This is a genomic window from Prevotella rectalis (assembly GCF_900607215.1).
GTDB classification, from domain to species: Bacteria; Bacteroidota; Bacteroidia; order Bacteroidales; family Bacteroidaceae; genus Prevotella; species Prevotella brunnea.
In genome coordinates this window covers 97,085-113,772 of sequence record NZ_LR027821.1, presented here as the reverse complement: position 1 = coordinate 113,772, position 16,688 = coordinate 97,085, and the positions used below count along the sequence as shown (strand labels likewise).

The following is a 16,688-nucleotide window of genomic DNA, read 5'->3' as shown; positions in this document are numbered from 1 at the left end:
TCGAAGTTGGCATCATCCGCCAAAGTCTTGTCCATACGTTCGTCAAGACTAATATGAAACTCTGATCCGACCTCACGGACAGAAACGATAGTAAAAAACTCTAATATTTGAGTGGGCAACACAAGAGCTGCCAAGGTGCGTAACATATTTTCTTCCATGATGCGAAGGTCGGAATTATTAAGATAAATAACAAATTATTCCCCCACTGATTTTCTACTGAGCCCTGATAACCGGTTGAGTACACTTTACCCGTTCTTTCGCACTTCTTTTAGCGAAAAAACATTTATTATAGGGAATTTCAGCTAATTCCATTTTGAAAATCCCCATAGTCTGTCGGGAAGCACAGGTAGCTCTCATGGCAGGTCGCATCCGTCAGACACAGTTTCTTGTTTTTAAGACCGTCTTTCCATTTGTCGTAAAATATGCGATGAAAGCTGTCTATGCCAAAAGTTTTGACAAGACGATTGCACATGCCATTTATAATCTTCCCATCCTTGATGGGATTGGAAGGGTTTATGGGTACAAATAATATTTCAACACTGACAAACTATCAGTTAGGAATTTACTGAATATTCCTAAATAACGCGTCGAAGGGCAAACTTTCGTCATACAATAGCTAAACTTTTGTTTTTCAATAGCTTAGATTTCTCCTTCCAATAGCTTAGCTTTTACACCGCAATAGCTTACCTTTTGCACCGCAATAGCTTAGCTTTTACATTCCAATAGCTTAGCTTTTGGAAGACTGACCTTTTTTCACTGAAAAACAATCAACCGGAAACCATGTGATCATGGTAAAATTATTATTCAAATACCAAGTAATATATAATTATATTTTTATGTGTTTTATTCAATTTCACACGAAAATAAAAGAATATTTATATATTTATCTATAACTGTTTTTATATATTTTTAAAAAACTCAGAGTATAAAAAGAGAGAAAAGAGGAGTTAATATATATTTATATATTTACATTATTCGTAACTTTATGGCGACAAACACCGGACAAACACAAATCAGGCAGAACATAAATGCTCGTTCGCAATATGTTTTCACCGAAGGGAAAATAATATCCGCAACGAAAGAAAACCATTCTCCAAATGGGCAACAGCCTGCCCCACCGGTTGGTTTTGCAAAAAATCTCTTTGACAAAACTCTGTTCATCGTTGAAAGAAACTTTGCCCATTCGTTGGAAAAACTCTGTTCATCCGTTGGAAGAAACTTTGCCCATTCGTTAGAAAAAACTGTTCATCCGTTGGGAGAAACTTTGCCATTCGTTAGAAAAACTCTGTTCATCCGTTGGAAGAAACTTTGCCATTCGTTGGAAAAAACTGTTCATCAGTTGGAAAAGCTTTGTCAAATCGTTGGAAAAACCCTTTCCTGCGCACCTCCTTCCAGTGCTCATGGCGATGTTTCCCTCGCGCTGCAGGCACAAACGCTTTGCCGGTGTGCAGGGAATGTCCGACAAGCGTCGCACGCCGGTGAATCGCAAGCTTTGCGGGAGGGGTGCCAGCGCAATCATGCACTGTGAGACCGGGCAGATGATGGCTTTCGCCTTACGCCGCGCGCGCGCCGAAACCATCAACTCGGGCGTGGCAGCGTGGTTCCACGACTTCAAAACTTCGGAAACCGGGCACAAAAGACATGAAACGGGAGCATAAGCTGTAAACTATTTTCAATTTGTTCCTTTTTTGTCGTTGCGGAATGAAAACCACAAATCAAAAATTCCTCCCGAAATGTCGCGAGAAAATTTATGTATTGTGTACCTGTCTGATAACATGATATTTACGAATATACATATTTAAATTTATAATCATAAATCTTCACCGATGCGGAACATATATCGGCAGACTTTTAGCAATATACAAACGAAAAAGAAAGAAAAAGTCATTGTTTTGTCATCATTATTTACCTGATTATGAAAAACCCTCCCAAAGCGTCGAAGCAAAACTCCCCTTTCGTCGGCATAGTGCTCCACGACTTACTAAATTGTCGCCACTACCCTACTATTTTGTCAAGGCTTTCTTACCAAACTGTCGCCACAAACCTACCAACTTGTCGTTAATAAACTTCGCTAACCATTGTGTATCAATACTTTGCATGGACTTATATAATATCTTATAAAGATATATCAATGAATTCAAATCGAAAGATGAGTTTTAAATTTTAAAGTTATTGTTTTTATGATGCTTCGCTTTCATGATGATTTTTACAAGTTTTCTTGCGACCCTCCCTATTTGTCGCACCAACCTTTTTTGCGTCTTCTGCCCTCCTTCCCCATTGCCCGTTTCTTTTTTGTCAAAGCCTCGTTCACTTTTCGCTCCCCACGCTTGCAGCGTTCCCGATTTGTTGTTCGCGTTCCACGGGGTTTGTCGTCGGCACCCCTCGATGTTAATTTCTCATTGGCTCGCAACCTGCTGTTTATCAGGCAGCCCCGGATCATTCCCCCTGTTGCTTTCTTGCTCCGGTTTCTTCTCGGAAGTTTTGCGAATGTACCTTCTACATCGCGTTCCCCGTCCCTTTTTCTATTCTTCAAACTCTCCCTTTTGTCGCTCCCCCACCCCATTTTCTGCACTTGTTTCCTCCACCGCGCAAACAAATTCTTCCTTCTTTTTGGAACCATCATGGGCGAATTGCGCCTCGAAATTTCCCATTCTTTGTCTCCAAACGAAGGCACGAGTTTTCTCTCCCTATTTGTCGCACCCTCCCATTTTTTACCTTCTCCTCCCCCGGCTTCCCTTTTTGTCGCCTTAATTCCTTTCGTTTTCTCTCCAACCCTACCTTTTTGTCGCTCTTCAGCCAATGCCCCCACCTCCATGCACCCCATTTTCGCTGCAAAAACCAAGCTTTTGCAGCGACAAATAAGGAAACTGTTTGCTTATATCTCACCATTTATATTTATTTTACTCTGTTGAAATAGAACATCTTACAGCCGATTATTCAACAAAAACTTAGCAAACGCCTGAAACATTTCACTTTTTTGTCGCCATTCCCCTTTAACATCCACCTTAACCCCTTTGAAAATCAGATGATTACAGCCATTTTTACATACCCCGAAAATACCTTACTAATTTGTCGCATCTCCCTTTTTTCGCCCTTTTCTTCCCTTTTTGTCGCCAAAGTCTGTTCTTTTCTTCTCGTCCGCTCCCCTTTTCCGGCTTTTTGGCGCAACTCCTTCGCCGCGATTCCATTTCCACTCCCTCCGAAAACCGGTTTTCAGCTACCGCCCTACCCTATCCGCTGCCGTCAGTAATTTTCTTCCTCATTTGTCGCTCTTAGTTTTCGGTTTTCTTTTTTCCTGCCCTTTTTGCATTTCCGCTCCCTCTTGCCAATTGTTCTGTATAAACGTATAAATATATAAACATATAAAAGATTAAAAAAGCCCCACCTTTCCTTTGCTCTTTTTGCTGCTATGGGGGTTGAGGTTTTTTCGCTTTTTCCCCACGTTGTGCAACGACCCGTGGCAGAAGACGACCCTGCCATGAGATTGTTTCCGGGCTTCCCTCCCCCACCCTGCCTATATATATATATGTGAGTAGAAGTTCAAAAGGAAGCGTGCAAATCTTTCTTTGTTTTTTGCTTTCCGAACGGCAAACGAGGCTCTGTTGCCACAATTGTTTTTTTGCACACCTGCTTCTACCTTTTTTTTCTTCTTCTGCTTTTTTCTTTTTCTGCTTTTTTCTTCTTTTCCCCAATATTCATTCCCCGATTTTCTGTTTTCAGCCTTTCGTTCTTTGTTCTCTCCGACCGATTGCACGGAGGAACTTCATGAGCCATAAGCATTATGGCGATTTTGTGGCTTTCAGCTTACGTTGGTTAATATAAATATATAAAGACGTAAATATATATAAATGCCGTTTTTCATATATTTTCGGTTCAGATTTGTCTTTTTCAGCTTTTTATCGTATATTTGCGCAAGGTTAAGTATATATCTAAATATATGGTTGTTCAAACATGGGGATAGATAAATATATAAAAATGTATTTAAGTTTATAATCTCTATTCTCATACAAGAATAAACAGAAACATATATGGATGATAATATAAAACATTGAAAATGTAAACATACTAATATGTAAATATATAAAAACATAAACAGAACGAAGTCTAAAGTTTTACGGTTATTATGCATAAAGATATAAATGTTTTAAAAAGGAAATATGTTTCTACGCAAAAACGTTGAAATATAAAAATATAAATACAAGGATGAGTAAAAACAAGGAAATATAATTATGTGGAAATATGATAATGTAAAAATGTGAAAATAGAAATATTTAAGAATATGTTTAATTAAAAATATGGAAGTGTGAAAACATAAATATATAAATAATTATTTTCTATCTTGGAATGAATGTATTATCATGTGTTAATATAAATATATAAAAGAATGAATATATGGTTAATCAATTTCAAATCAGCAAGGTTCAGAACGAGTTGATGAACTGGTCGTTCGGAATTGGGGTGGCGATGCTCATCTTGGGGTTTCTCGACGGTTTCTTCGGTTCGGGCACAGCGTTTCAAGGCGAACTTGTGGCAGGTGTGAAGAGGGTGGGGCAGAGTTCGCCATTGAGCTTGGTGGAGGACCTCACCTTTTGCGTTGCCAATCTGTTGATGTGGTGGGTTCTGCATCGTTGTTTGGTGCGTCGCGGTCATTTCGGCATGCAGCTTGCCCTCGTCACAATGATGGTGCTCACGGCGTTGGGTGCGGTGATTGGCATCATTCCCTCCGGCGATGTGCTTACGGCGTCGGGCTTTTATCGTCAAACCACGTTTGGCGCGTTCCAGAGTCGTTTTCCGTTTTTCAATTCCTTTGTTGTTTATCTTGCCGGGTTCGTGCTCGGCACCGGTCTGATTCGCCGTTACGGTGGTTGTCTCCGTCTTTATGGATGGGCGTTGGTTGTCTTTCCCCTTCTCGACTCTCTGTTGCAGTCGTTCTACGTCTATCTCTACACCTCCGTCGGCGGACTCACCCTGAACGAGCTGAACACCTATCACGGTCTCGCGCAATTGGCGCAATTGGCACTCGCCATCGGTTCGCTCGCTCTCTTGCGCCGCTCCGTTTCGGTGGATGCCGACGAGCGTCCCGACGACGGGTCCGACCTGAATCAGCATGGGGCAATACAGTATAAGATAAAAAGGTAAATACGTGAAAATGTGAAAAGATATACATATTTCTATGTTAATATATAAAAATACAGAATGTTGATAATCAGAAATTTATTAATTACGAAATACCCATTAATCAACCTAATTAAATGTTAAAGTGTATGGAGCACATGAAACTCAATGAAATTCCCATTTTGGTGGAAGAGAAGCGACTAATCAGAGTTTGCTTTCCGGTGTATATGCTGAGTCTGTTCGGACTTTTGTATGCCTTTCTCACCCAGCCGGACATCATTTTCCCCGACGACCTCATCCCCGACCGGTTGCTGTTCAGCGATTACGTGTCGCTTATTTGCGAGAGCACCGCCCTGTTTGCCTTTTCCGGTTTGATCTATGTCTTCTATCAGGCGTTGGAACGCATCATCGATTACGATCGCGTGCTGTCCGCTCGTTTCTTCCTGATGGCGAGTGTGCTTTGCGTGCCCTTCTACGTGCTTTCCGCCAAAATCGGTACGATGTGGTTCGGAACTGCGGGGCTGCCCGGAGCGTTAGATTTGTTTTCCAACATCCTGATTGTCATCTTCCTCTTCAGCACGCTAAACTCGTTGTGCATCCTTTATCTGTCCACCGGGGAGAAGTTGCGCGTTCTTTCCCAGCGCGCCCTGTTGTGCTATGTGGGCATGCTCGTTTTGGGATTGTGCTTCTTCCTTCTTGCACTGACGTCCGTTCCCAACTTGCTGCTCGCGTCGATAGCCGTCATTCAGCTCGTGCTTGCTGCCCTTGTTTTCAAGAGCCTGTACGCCATGTTGGGTTATTCCCCCTATGAAGAAGAATTGAAACGGCGCACCGTAAGTTGTGAATGAAGTGAAACCATAAATTACAGACAGAAAAATGAAAAATATAAAAGTAGTATTTGCCAATCAGAAAGGTGGGGTGGGGAAGAGCACACTCTGCATCCTCTTCGCCAATTACCTTGCCTATAAGCGCAAACAAGTGTGTGTCATTGACACCGACCTTCAGAAAACCATCCTCATGCAGCGACAGAAAGATGCGCAGGTGTATGAAGATGCCGAAGAGCCCTACACGGTGCAAGGCTTCGACGTGAGCGAGCCGGAGATGATGCAGCAGCTCATGGACTCCGCCTCACGGGTGGAAGGCTTCGTGCTCTTCGACTCTCCCGGCAACGTCAGCGAAGACGGACTTGTTCCCCTCTTCGCCAATGCCGACTACATCGTTTGCCCCTATGAATACGAAGACAAGACCCTCGATTCCACCGGTGTCTTCGTGCAAGTCATCAATGCCCTCAAGGAGCATAATCCCACCATGCACGCCCAACTCTTCTTCGTGCCCAACCGCATCGATCCCCGCATCGGAACCATCGATGAGCAACGCATCTGGAACGCCACCAACAGCATCTTTCAAAAGATAGGAAAGGTAACTCCCGTGGTGAACAGTCGCGCCACGCTGAAACGCATCAACACCTTCGAACTGCTTGCCACCCAGCGCGATGCAGTGAAGGGCGCGTTCGATTACATGTTAAAGCACATGAAGTAAGATTTCACCCACGAAACCAAAACAGAATACAATAAAAAAAACATAAGCTATGGTAAAGAAGAAAACCAGCGTGGTGCTGCCCGGCGGCATCGCCAACCTCGTACATCAAGTGCAGGGAGCTGAAACCCCTGCCACACCCGGAAAGAAAGAAGAAACCCCGAAGCCGGCGGAACCCGTTCGTCCCGCCACTCCCGAAGAGCCATCGCCCACTCCGGAGAGCACCATGCAACCCACGCCCGGCGGTAAAGACCGTTCCGCCCCCGCTGCCAAGAAGTTGCCCAAGGCCGAAGGCAAGGAGTTGGCACGCGAATACACCCTTGCCATCGACAACAGTGAGGAGAGCTGGCAACTCTTCCTCGACCTTGCCAAGGAATACAAGCGGCGCGACACGAAGCTCGCCACCGTCTATATCGATTCCGACCTCAAGAGTGTCCTCGACCGTCTGAAGTCAGCCTCCAGTGTGAAGCTTCCCTCCACAGCCATCCTCAGCTCCATTGTCGCCCGCTTCATCTTCGATCACGAGAAGGACATCAAGAACGCCATCTTCGGCGAGAGTCTGCTGTAAGAGATCGCGGATACATTCATGTGCCGGCTGTAAACCCTTGTTTGCTATGGTTCGGATTGACGGTTAAAGATTGGTGCGCGGAACTCGGTAGGGGCGGAGGGAGTGAACACACACCGGTGCGCCATCGGGCAGGGGAACAAATTTTGGGGAGAAACGAATGTAAGCTCCAAAACGAAGTGCAATAAAAGCGTACCCATCGGCAATGGAAAAAAGAAACGAAATTCGCGGCATGGCAGTTTGGCGGTTTTGAATATTTTGCGTAAATTTGCCGTGTCGCTTCCATGAAACCCATGGGAGCGCGATGGAGAACAGACCGTTATGAAACCGAAAAAGAAACCCACATACACCCTGCCCGTGGCAATCTGCGCCGCCGTGCTGGTCTTCGGTTCGCTCTTGTTGGCAATCCTCATGGCCACGCGCGACATGGCGCCACCGAGGAAATACGAGGTGGATATGTCCGGAACGGTCATCGGAGTGGACACCACATCGAAGATACCCGTGCTGACGAAGGAAGAAGCCGAAGAAGTGCAGGTGAAGGAAAACAAGAAGGTGGACTATGTGCCCGCCGATGAGAGCGAAACCGGTGAGAAAATTCCCGAGCCGGAACCCATCGTCGTGCCCTCCACGCCACCTGTCGCAAAGGAAGAACCGGGTGTGAAGGCAGAGGAACGCACCGCCGTGCCCGACGTCAGTGTCCGCCGGCCCGACATTAAGAATCCGCGAATAGAACCGATAGAGTAGGGGGGCGACATGTGGAATAAATTTATCAATCTTCTCTCTGCCCTTTTCACCGCCCTCAATGTGGGGGTGGCGTTGTGGTTCTATCTCACCACCGACGAGATTGCCATCCCTGCTCATTGGGAAGCCCTCGAAAGTGCGTGGGGCTATGGCAGGTCGTGGCTCATCCTTCCGCTTTCTGCCCTTTCCGTGCTCATCTATCTGCTTTTGCGCTATAGTCGGCGGCACACCCTTGTGAACCTCCCCTTTGCCGTTACGAACAAGGTGGCTGCTCATCCGTTGATAGTGTCGATGATGAGTCGTGCCACGTTCCTCATCACCCTTGCCCTTTTCTATGTTGTTCTTGCCGTGGCGCAACTTGTCCCGCTGCACAATGTTCTTCTCTTTCTTCTTTTTTTCCTTCTTCTTTCCGATGTCGTTTGGCACGTCATAAGAATCTATCGCGTAAGGAAGTAGGGCTGTTCCATTGCGAACCGTTGCAATCTCAATCCCTCGCAGGGACAAACACAGGGTTTACAATCCCCACGAGATTGATTTTTCCGGCGTAATGGAAATTTGGCAGGCTGAAAAAGCTCCAAATTTCCATTACAAAACAGTTATTAGCTCGCACGCTCAAATTGGTTGATAATAATATGGCTTATCACCTGATTTAACTCTCTTGTCGTCAACTACCCTGCAATTAGCTCTCGCTTCTACCCACTACGTCTTCAAAAGCACGACAAACAAGCTGATCGGTAGTCAAATAAAATCAGCACAGACGTTAATGACCGGTTTGAGGTTAATCTGCTATTTTGAAGGAACAAAGTCATGCTTTGCCCTCATAAGTGCTTTGCTCAAGGCTGGTACATTGGGCAGAAGCTCAACTGCCTCCTTGCTATTTTTGATTTTCATCTGCCGCTTGGCTTCGTCTTTTGTCAGATATTCAGCCTCTACGGTATAGAAATCCTCAACATAGTTATAGACAACCTCTTTCTTCTTTACACTGGAATTGACTGAATAGAACGTATGGCTGAGGGATAAATCGCCCATGGTGTATTTTCCATCTTCCCGATACGGTGTGAACATCTGCCCAACACTTATATAATTGAATTTGAACTTTACCACAAAGAATTTGAACTTGAACGTATCTCCTGCTATGGCATCGGGAATCTCAATCAAAGAATGGTTGCCCCCAGGCATATCGTACTGAATTCCAAACGGCTGACCGGCTTTCATGATTTTCCAAACTGTGGCATCTGCTGTCTTGGAAACGACCTTTTTATCTTTGGCCACCCAAGGCTGACGCTCAAAAAGGTTCACTTTCGTTACATCATAAGATTTGGACATACCCTTAGCCATGAGTTGTCGCAACCCCTCAGTACGATACTTTATCTTTCCTTTTCCATTGATTGGGATGAAATACTCCACGACTCCCTCCGTAATGAACGTGAGATTCTTATTCTCGAATTGATAGTTTCGTTGCCAACCTCTCAGTTTCACATAGTCAGCCTTAGGTTTATCCTTGCCTCGTACTGAAACCGAACTGACAATAGGAGTCATCTCCAGATTCTCTTCCGTTCCCCCATTAATCTGAAATTCGACAGGTTCGAAGGCGGAATGCACTACATCAATTTTTCCAACCGACAGCATTTCGGCGGTCAACAGACCGTCCTCTTTGGTTATTCCCAACAAATGCCCCTCTGAGTCCATCACCAAAGCGCCACCAACCGGTGTCTGTGTGACGCTGTTTGTCAAAACCTTCTGCGCCTTTGACTCTAATCCCAAAAGACAGAAGGTTATCAATACAAAACATAGTCTTTTCATGAGTATTTCAATTAATTGTTCCATAACTTAGAACTTGCAAACGCTACAATTAAAGAACTTCTAATATTACGCTTCATAAGTTCATCCACCTTGGAATTATTTACTATATTTAACATTTCATAGTGTCAAGTTGTTTTCGAGCTTTGCTTATCCGTTCATTGACAGTAGGAATTCTTCGTTGTCTCTTGTTCTTTCCAGTTGAGTGCTGACTACGTTCATTGCTTCCAGCGATGTCATGTCGGCGATGTTCTTGCGCAAAATCCACATGCGGTCGAGCGTGGTCTTGTTGTGTAGCAAGTCGTCTCGGCGTGTGCTCGATGCCACGAGGTTCACTGCCGGGAAGATGCGTTTGTTGCTGAGGTTGCGATCGAGTTGCAGTTCCATGTTTCCCGTACCCTTGAATTCTTCAAAGATTACCTCGTCCATTTTCGATCCCGTGTCGATGAGTGCCGTGGCTATGATGGTGAGCGAGCCGCCTCCCTCGATGTTGCGTGCTGCTCCGAAGAATCGTTTTGGCTTTTGCAGGGCGTTGGCATCCACACCTCCCGTAAGTACTTTTCCCGAAGCCGGTGCCACGGTGTTGTAGGCGCGTGCCAGTCGTGTGATGGAGTCGAGGAAGATGACTACATCGTGTCCACATTCCACCATTCTCTTTGCTTTCTCCAGTACGATGCCTGCTATTTTCACGTGTCGTTCTGCCGGTTCGTCGAATGTAGAGGCAATGACCTCTGCGTTTACGGTGCGTGCCATGTCGGTAACCTCCTCCGGTCGTTCGTCTATGAGCAGCATCATCAGGTATGCTTCCGGGTGGTTTGCTGCGATGGCGTTGGCAATGTCTTTCATCAGGATGGTCTTACCTGTTTTGGGTTGTGCCACGATGAGGGCGCGTTGTCCTTTTCCGATGGGTGAGAAGAGATCTACCACGCGTGTGGAGCGATTGGTGGTTGCCGGGTCGCCGCAGAGTGTGAATTTCTCGTCCGGGAAGAGTGGTGTGAGGTGTTCGAAAGCCACGCGGTCGCGTACTTCGCCGGGTTGTCTGCCGTTTATTTTGTCAATGGAGGTCAGTGGGAAATATTTTTCTCCGGCGCGTGGTGGTCGTACATGACATTCCACTACGTCTCCGGTCTTCAATCCGTATTGTTTCACCTGATTGACTGCGACGTACACATCGTCGGGTGAGGAGAGATAGTTGTAGTCGCTCGACCTTAGAAATCCGTATCCGTCGGGCATGACTTCCAAGACGCCGTTGGCGGTGATAATGTCGCTGAAGTCGAATTTGTTGTGGTCTGCCTGTGTGGAATGGTCTTGATAGAATGTCGGCCGGTTGTTTCCCGCGGGCATTGTGGGTCGGTCGAGCATGTTGTAGTCCGGCAGTGCGCCTTGGTCTTCCACCGGTATGTCCACCACGGTGATGAAGTCGGTGCCGTCTCCCGGGTCGCCTTCCCACACTTTTCCTCCGGTGTCTGCCGTTTTTGTTCCGTTCTGTTCGTTGTGGGCGTTCACCTTGGCTTGCAGTTGTTCGATAAGGTTTGTGTCGGTTTGTGCCTCCTCCTTTTCGTTTTTCTGTTCAGTGGTTTCTTCCGTTGTGTTGTTCGTTTCGGACTGTTCGCTTTGCGGTTTTTCTTTTTCTGCTTTTTTCTCCTCCGGCTTTGCCTTTGTCGTTTCTTTTTTCCGCGTTTGTCTTGTTGGTTTTACCGGTTCTTCGGTTTTTTCTTCTTGTTCGGTTTTTTCTTCGGGAATGTCCTTAAACAGTGAGGGTTGTGGTTGTTGTGCTCCCATGGGTTTGTTTTTCTGAACGTCGAAGTTTTCGCCTTCTTTCCCATGAACGGTGTACACTCTGTCGGTGTCTTTTCGTGCTATTCTGGTACGTTTTCTCTTGGTGGTTTCCAAGGGGTGTGTTGCTCCGGCATTCATTGCCTGTCTGTCTAAAATCGCGTAGATAAGTTCTTCCTTATCATCGTCTTTCTTATAATCAGCGTTAATTTTGTCGGCAATTTCTTTCAACTCGGAAATGTTTTTGCCCAATAAGTCTTCTTTACTTAACATAAATAATTATGTGTGCGAGATTTTAATTTTGTGAGAAACGGGGTTTCGAGACCGGAAACCCCGCGTATGTTAAAAAACAGGGGCAAAGTTACGTTTTTTCTTTTGTATGTGCAAGGATTTTCCTGATTTATTTTTTTTTGTTTTTTCGTTACTTTGTTTTGGAGAGGCAGAGGCGTGCAACGCGGATGCCGGGATTGTGGGGGCGTTCGGCAAGGTAATCGTAGAGTGTTTCTTCGGGTTCGATTACTGAGTTTTGGTTTTTCTTCAGGCTTGATGCGTTGATGAGGTGGAGTCCGTCGTGGTGCCATACGGCGATGCCGAGGTGTGTTGTGTCCAAATTTTTCTTGTTGGTAACGATGGCAATGAGGTCGCCGTCGCGGATGACGGTTCTGAGCAGTTTGGAGTTTTTCAGTTCTTTTTTTGGAATGTAGCGCACGTTGGTGCCGTTGGTTTTGTCTTCCATTTCTTTGATTCGGCTGATGCGTTCGGGGTGGTTGCGCAGCATGTCGTAGGCGTTGCTGTTTTGGCTCATGTAGTTGATTTTCAGTTTCTGCACTTCGGTGAAGGGTGGGTTGGGTGTATGGATTTCCCTTACCAGTCCCATTTTTTCGTTGTCTGTTACCCACCATTGATAATAATGCAGCCGGTTCTCATAGCTTATTTTTCCGCCCCGATAGCGAATTTGTCTCAGCAGGTTGGCGAAGTCGCCGAAGGAGGTTTTCCCCCTGTTTGCGCACAGTGCGATGGCTGCCACGTTTTCGAGGAATGTGGTGCAATCCATTTCTCTTAGGTTCACGGTGAGTTGTTCCTCTTTGTTGCGGTCGAGCGTGTGTGCCACGTAGGGTGTTCCGATGAAGCTGCGTGCCACGCGCAAGATTAGTTCGCTCTCTGCGAGTTGTTTCTCGTCGTGCACCAATTGGCTCAACAAGCGTTCCACGCCGGCAGAGTCTTCGGCGGTGGCGGACAGTTGCATGGTGGTTGTCTGCTCGTGGGTTGTTTGTGCCGTGTCCTTTTCTGTTTCCGCTTGTTTTTCGGTGTTTTCCGTTTGTTTTGTTTTCGCTGTTTTGTCGGCACTTGCGTTGCAGGCTGTCAGCAGTGTTGCCGCGACGAGTGCTCCGTAAAATCCATGTAATCTGCTCATTTTGCCTTGTTTTTTTTCTTTTTTCCCTTTCTTCCGAAGTTGAACCCCGCGTAAATGTTGATGTTTCCGAAGAGGTTGTTGGTGGAGAATTGGCTTCGCCTGTAGTTGTAGGCATGCAGTATGGCACTTGTTCCCGCGTACCACCGGGTGTTGTTCCATACGATGCCGAAGCGTGCCGTTCCGTCTATATTGAGGTTTTTGGTTGAAAATTGCCTGAGCGAGAAGCGTCGGTGTTCCATGTCGCCTTTGGTTCGTTTGTAAGCCAGCCCCAGCGTTATCGACCCTGCCATGAGCCAATTGTGTGCGAACACCCAGTTGTAGGCATATCCGCCCGAGATGCTTATGTTGGAGTATTTCACTCGTCCGAACATCATTGTGCTGTCCAGTCCGGCTTCATCGGCTTTGTTGCCGAGTTTTTCGGTGATGATTTTGTTCAGTTCGTTCCAATTCACCGAGAGTGTGTGTTTCGTGTAGCCAATTCCGAGGAGGGGGCTGCCTGCGGAGCGGCGTTGCACCGTGCTTTGGCTGAATGCTGCCGGATAGGAGAAGCGGCTGTGGTTGAAGATGTAATAGATGTTCAGACCTTTCACGGTGGAGGTGAGTCCGCCAAAATCCGACCCTTCCACGTTGCGTGTGTCGATGTTTGTGCCGAGGTTCAGACTGCGTATTTTGTAGTCGTTGCCCGTCTTCCGATAGTAGAAATCCATGCCCACCATGGAGCTGTACAGGCTCAGGTCGTATTCCTGTCGTTGTTTGTCGTCGCCGCCGAAGTTGATGTGCTTCACGTCGAGCGTATAGCCGAGGAAGATCCATTGCCATCCCACGAATGGTCCGATGCGCACGCTGGGTTCCGGTGCGAACACGATGTTTTGTCCTTCCTTGTTGTTGAGTCTGTACACCTCATAGTTGTTGGTGTTTTGCAACATCACGGTGAAGTTGTAGAGTTGCGGTTCGATGTAGTTGGTGTCTATCTTGTTGAATCCGCGCGCCATCTTCTCCGCTTTCTTCAGTTGTCGCGTGTACCATCCGCTTTTTTTCTCCACGCGCATCCATCTTACGGTGTCTTGTTTTTCGACTTGGGCGCGAGCGGACAGGTGGGAGAGCGATGTTGCCGCGAGCAGCATCGTCAGGAGGAAAGTCCCGATGGGGTGGTGGAAGAATTTTGTTGCCGGCAATTTTCTTTATATCTTCTCTAAAATCCTGTCCATCACCCAATTGGTGGGTGTGGCACTGACACTTGTACAATCGCATTTCCCGAAGCCCTGCAGGTCTTCTACCACCGAGCGGATGAGGGGCAGCTGCACGTAAGGGGGGTTGGGCACTTCGATGTCCTGCCGACCTTCTCCCGTGTAGAGGTGGATGGGGTCGTAGGTATAGACCGAGAATGCCACGCGCCCTTTGGTTCCGAAGATTTCGATGCGGTCTTCTCTTGCGCTCTCGTGCGACACGAAGCTCCACGCGCCACTTCCGTTGAGTCCGCTCTCGAAGCTGAACACGGCGTTCACCGTGTCCTCCACGTCGTAGAGTCCGGCGCGGTTGGCAACATATCCGTGTGCTTTCACGATGATTCCGAAGAAACTTTGCAGAAGGTCGAGCTGGTGGGGAGCCAAATCGTAGAAATAGCCCCCTCCGGAGATGTTCGATTGCAGACGCCAGGGCAGTTTGTCGTTCAGCTCGTAGTCAAGGTCGCGTGGCGGAACGGCAAAGCGCACCTGCACGGTGAGCACCTTCCCTATGGTGCCGCTCTCCACGATTTCCCTCACCTTATTAAAGTAGGGCAGGTGTCTGCGATAATAAGCCACGAAGCAGGGCACTCCCGTCTGTTCCGATATGCGGTTGATGCGCACGCAGTCCTCATACGATGCTGCCAATGGCTTCTCTATGTAGCAGGGTTTGCCGGCTCGCATGGCCATGATGGCGAAGGCGGCGTGCATGGCAGGCGGCGTTGCGATGTAGATGGCATTCACGTTGGGGTCGTCCACGAGCAGTTGCGCATCGGTGTACCAATGTTTTATGCCATGTTTGTTGGCATAGGTGCGTGCTTTTTTCACACTTCTGCTGAACACCGCTTCCACGTGCGACCCTTCCACTAAATTGAATGCTGGTCCGGATTTGCGTTCCGTTACGTCGCCGCATCCGATAAAGCCCCAACTGATTTGTTTCATATGCGTGTCTTTTTTGCAAATGTACAAAAAAATCTCTTATTCCGTGAAATGCGTTCCCGAAAATCTTTCCGCCGTTGTGTCCTTTCCCCGTGAATCGTGTGCAATTCGCCCGTTGTGTCCTGATTTTTTTATGCCGCCCGTGCAAAGCTTAACTTTTGCCCGGCAAAAGCTTACCTTTTGCAGTGCAAAAGGTCATGAATCGGAGTGCAAAAGCCAAGCTTTTGTCTTTTCCTGAATTCACTTGTCAGATCTGACGATGTATTTCTGTTTTACTTGTCAAATATTTTCTTATTTACTGAATGACTTGACATTAACATTATATAGTTTAAATTTGAAGTCAGTGCACTTGCATAAAAGAAGATGGACAACACCTAAGTTCCGTCATATTTTCGGCAAGGTCTTAGGGGGCTCGATGCCCCCTGGGACCTTTGGTGAAGATGGCATAAGACCGTCGTTCGCCATATTTTCGGCGTTCCAAAGATACGTTATATTTTTCTTTTTTGCAAGCATTTATCTCTTTTTCCAAAGATTTCTCCCGGGCTGTTCGCCTCTATAGACATCCATCGGACATTTCATTCCTATGCTCATATGCGGTCGTCTGTAGTTGTAGAAGGCTATTGCCTTGGAGATTTCCATATTGGCCTGGTCATAATCTCGGTACATCTCCTGCTGGTAAATCCACTCAACCTTAAAGGTTCCATTCGTCCTTTCCGCCACGGGATTGTCCGTAGGATTGTACCGTTCTGTCATACTAACCCTGATATGGTGGCACATAAGAGTTTCAACATATAGGTGGCAGGCGTATTGCGAACCTCTGTCAGAGTGGTGTATCGTTCCGCAGAGGTTGCCTCCTCCGGCTGCCTTAACTGCCATTAGCAATGCCTCCTTCGTATTTATAGCCTCCATGGTTTCGGATAAGCACCAGCCTATGACAGCATGTGAGTAAACATCTGTAATGAGATGGAGGTACAGGACGTTGCCGTAAATCCAAACGTAGGTTATGTCGGCTGCCCAAATGTGGTTAGCATACATTGCCGTAACACCTTGTACAAGATTAGGATACTTCCTATAAGGATGATTGGAGTCCGTTGTACGTCTTCGCTTGTTCTTGGGAAGCATAAGTCCTTCTGAAGCAAGTAGTTTTAAGAAGGAGTCGCGACCATGAGTAACATCTTCACCTAGCTCCGACTTGAGGAGGACGTGCAGTTTCACACCGCCTATCCCGGGACAGCAGGCACGATAGTAGAGTACATTGTCAACTATCAGTTTACGCCTTTGCCGCTCAGAAATCACAAGCTTGCTGCTTGCGTAATACCACTGGCGTTTCTTGCCAAACAGCCCACAGAGGAATTCCACGGATACACCGGGAAACTCCTCACGCAGCGCCGTTACTGTTTGGCACCATCTTTTTTTAAGATGCTGATACCCTCCTCGGATTCGGCTATCTCTATGAGTTTCTCATAGGCACGGCTGCGCATCTTCTCCAAAGACAATGCGTGTTGGAGGTTCACTATCTTCTGGCGCAATATCTCATTGTCTGTCAAATTCGTTTCTTTATGAGCCATACGATACCTCT

Annotated in this window: 15 protein-coding genes and 1 pseudogene; 7 read left to right on the top strand and 9 right to left on the bottom strand. The window is 46.8% G+C overall.

The features are described from left to right. Positions 1-313: 313 nt before the first annotated feature. Positions 314-529: a hypothetical protein gene (locus tag E0E16_RS07665; RefSeq protein ID WP_130829840.1), complete on the top strand. Its 216-nt coding sequence runs from the start codon at positions 314-316 to the stop codon at positions 527-529. A gap of 702 nt (positions 530-1,231) precedes the next feature. Here the strand turns inward: E0E16_RS07665 and E0E16_RS07660 are convergent. Together E0E16_RS07660 and E0E16_RS07655 are read right to left on the bottom strand one after the other, a co-directional pair. After that, entirely contained in the window at positions 1,232-1,615 is a 384-nt protein-coding gene (locus E0E16_RS07660; protein WP_130829839.1) for a hypothetical protein, read from the bottom strand. Between the two features lie 615 nt (positions 1,616-2,230). Further along, a complete protein-coding gene (locus E0E16_RS07655) occupies positions 2,231-2,824 on the bottom strand; it encodes a hypothetical protein (RefSeq protein WP_165444208.1) in 594 nt (197 codons plus the stop codon). A 1,568-nt stretch (positions 2,825-4,392) separates the two neighbouring features. Between E0E16_RS07655 and E0E16_RS07650 the strand changes: the two genes are divergently transcribed. From E0E16_RS07650 to E0E16_RS07625, 6 genes are all read left to right on the top strand, one after another. Next, positions 4,393-5,139 (top strand): hypothetical protein, encoded by a 747-nt coding sequence (locus tag E0E16_RS07650; protein ID WP_130829837.1) that lies wholly within the window; start codon positions 4,393-4,395, stop codon positions 5,137-5,139. Positions 5,140-5,252: 113 nt separating this feature from the next. Next, entirely contained in the window at positions 5,253-5,963 is a 711-nt protein-coding gene (locus E0E16_RS07645) for a hypothetical protein (RefSeq protein WP_130829836.1), read from the top strand. Positions 5,964-5,991: 28 nt separating this feature from the next. Further along, the gene (locus tag E0E16_RS07640) at positions 5,992-6,654 is read left to right on the top strand and encodes a ParA family protein (RefSeq protein WP_130829835.1); all 663 of its coding nucleotides are present in this window, start codon (positions 5,992-5,994) and stop codon (positions 6,652-6,654) included. A 49-nt stretch (positions 6,655-6,703) separates the two neighbouring features. Then, complete coding sequence (locus E0E16_RS07635) at positions 6,704-7,219, top strand: DUF2339 domain-containing protein (RefSeq protein ID WP_130829834.1); 516 nt, start codon at positions 6,704-6,706, stop codon at positions 7,217-7,219. 318 nt (positions 7,220-7,537) lie between these two features. After that, positions 7,538-7,960: a hypothetical protein gene (locus E0E16_RS07630; RefSeq protein ID WP_130829833.1), complete on the top strand. Its 423-nt coding sequence runs from the start codon at positions 7,538-7,540 to the stop codon at positions 7,958-7,960. A gap of 9 nt (positions 7,961-7,969) precedes the next feature. Beyond that, on the top strand, positions 7,970-8,413 hold the full coding sequence (locus E0E16_RS07625; RefSeq protein ID WP_130829832.1) for a hypothetical protein: 444 nt from the start codon (positions 7,970-7,972) through the stop codon (positions 8,411-8,413). 330 nt (positions 8,414-8,743) lie between these two features. Here the strand turns inward: E0E16_RS07625 and E0E16_RS07620 are convergent, their stop codons facing one another. The 7 genes and pseudogenes from E0E16_RS07620 to E0E16_RS13540 all read right to left on the bottom strand — a co-directional run. Further along, positions 8,744-9,784: a hypothetical protein gene (locus E0E16_RS07620; RefSeq protein ID WP_130829831.1), complete on the bottom strand. Its 1,041-nt coding sequence runs from the start codon at positions 9,782-9,784 to the stop codon at positions 8,744-8,746. 123 nt (positions 9,785-9,907) lie between these two features. Then, on the bottom strand, positions 9,908-11,806 hold the full coding sequence (gene rho, locus E0E16_RS07615; RefSeq protein ID WP_130829830.1) for a transcription termination factor Rho: 1,899 nt from the start codon (positions 11,804-11,806) through the stop codon (positions 9,908-9,910). 148 nt (positions 11,807-11,954) lie between these two features. Next, the gene (locus tag E0E16_RS07610; RefSeq protein WP_130829829.1) at positions 11,955-12,947 is read right to left on the bottom strand and encodes an N-acetylmuramoyl-L-alanine amidase-like domain-containing protein; all 993 of its coding nucleotides are present in this window, start codon (positions 12,945-12,947) and stop codon (positions 11,955-11,957) included. Then, positions 12,944-14,071 (bottom strand): DUF4421 domain-containing protein, encoded by a 1,128-nt coding sequence (locus tag E0E16_RS07605; RefSeq protein ID WP_130829950.1) that lies wholly within the window; start codon positions 14,069-14,071, stop codon positions 12,944-12,946. The genes E0E16_RS07610 and E0E16_RS07605 overlap by 4 nt, the downstream gene beginning before the upstream one ends. A 57-nt stretch (positions 14,072-14,128) precedes the next feature. After that, complete coding sequence (locus E0E16_RS07600; protein ID WP_130829828.1) at positions 14,129-15,112, bottom strand: Gfo/Idh/MocA family protein; 984 nt, start codon at positions 15,110-15,112, stop codon at positions 14,129-14,131. A 510-nt stretch (positions 15,113-15,622) separates the two neighbouring features. Then, on the bottom strand, positions 15,623-16,468 hold the full coding sequence (locus E0E16_RS07595; RefSeq protein WP_240048166.1) for an IS3 family transposase: 846 nt from the start codon (positions 16,466-16,468) through the stop codon (positions 15,623-15,625). Between the two features lie 32 nt (positions 16,469-16,500). Further along, positions 16,501-16,688, bottom strand: a pseudogene (locus E0E16_RS13540) (hypothetical protein); the annotation flags it as partial.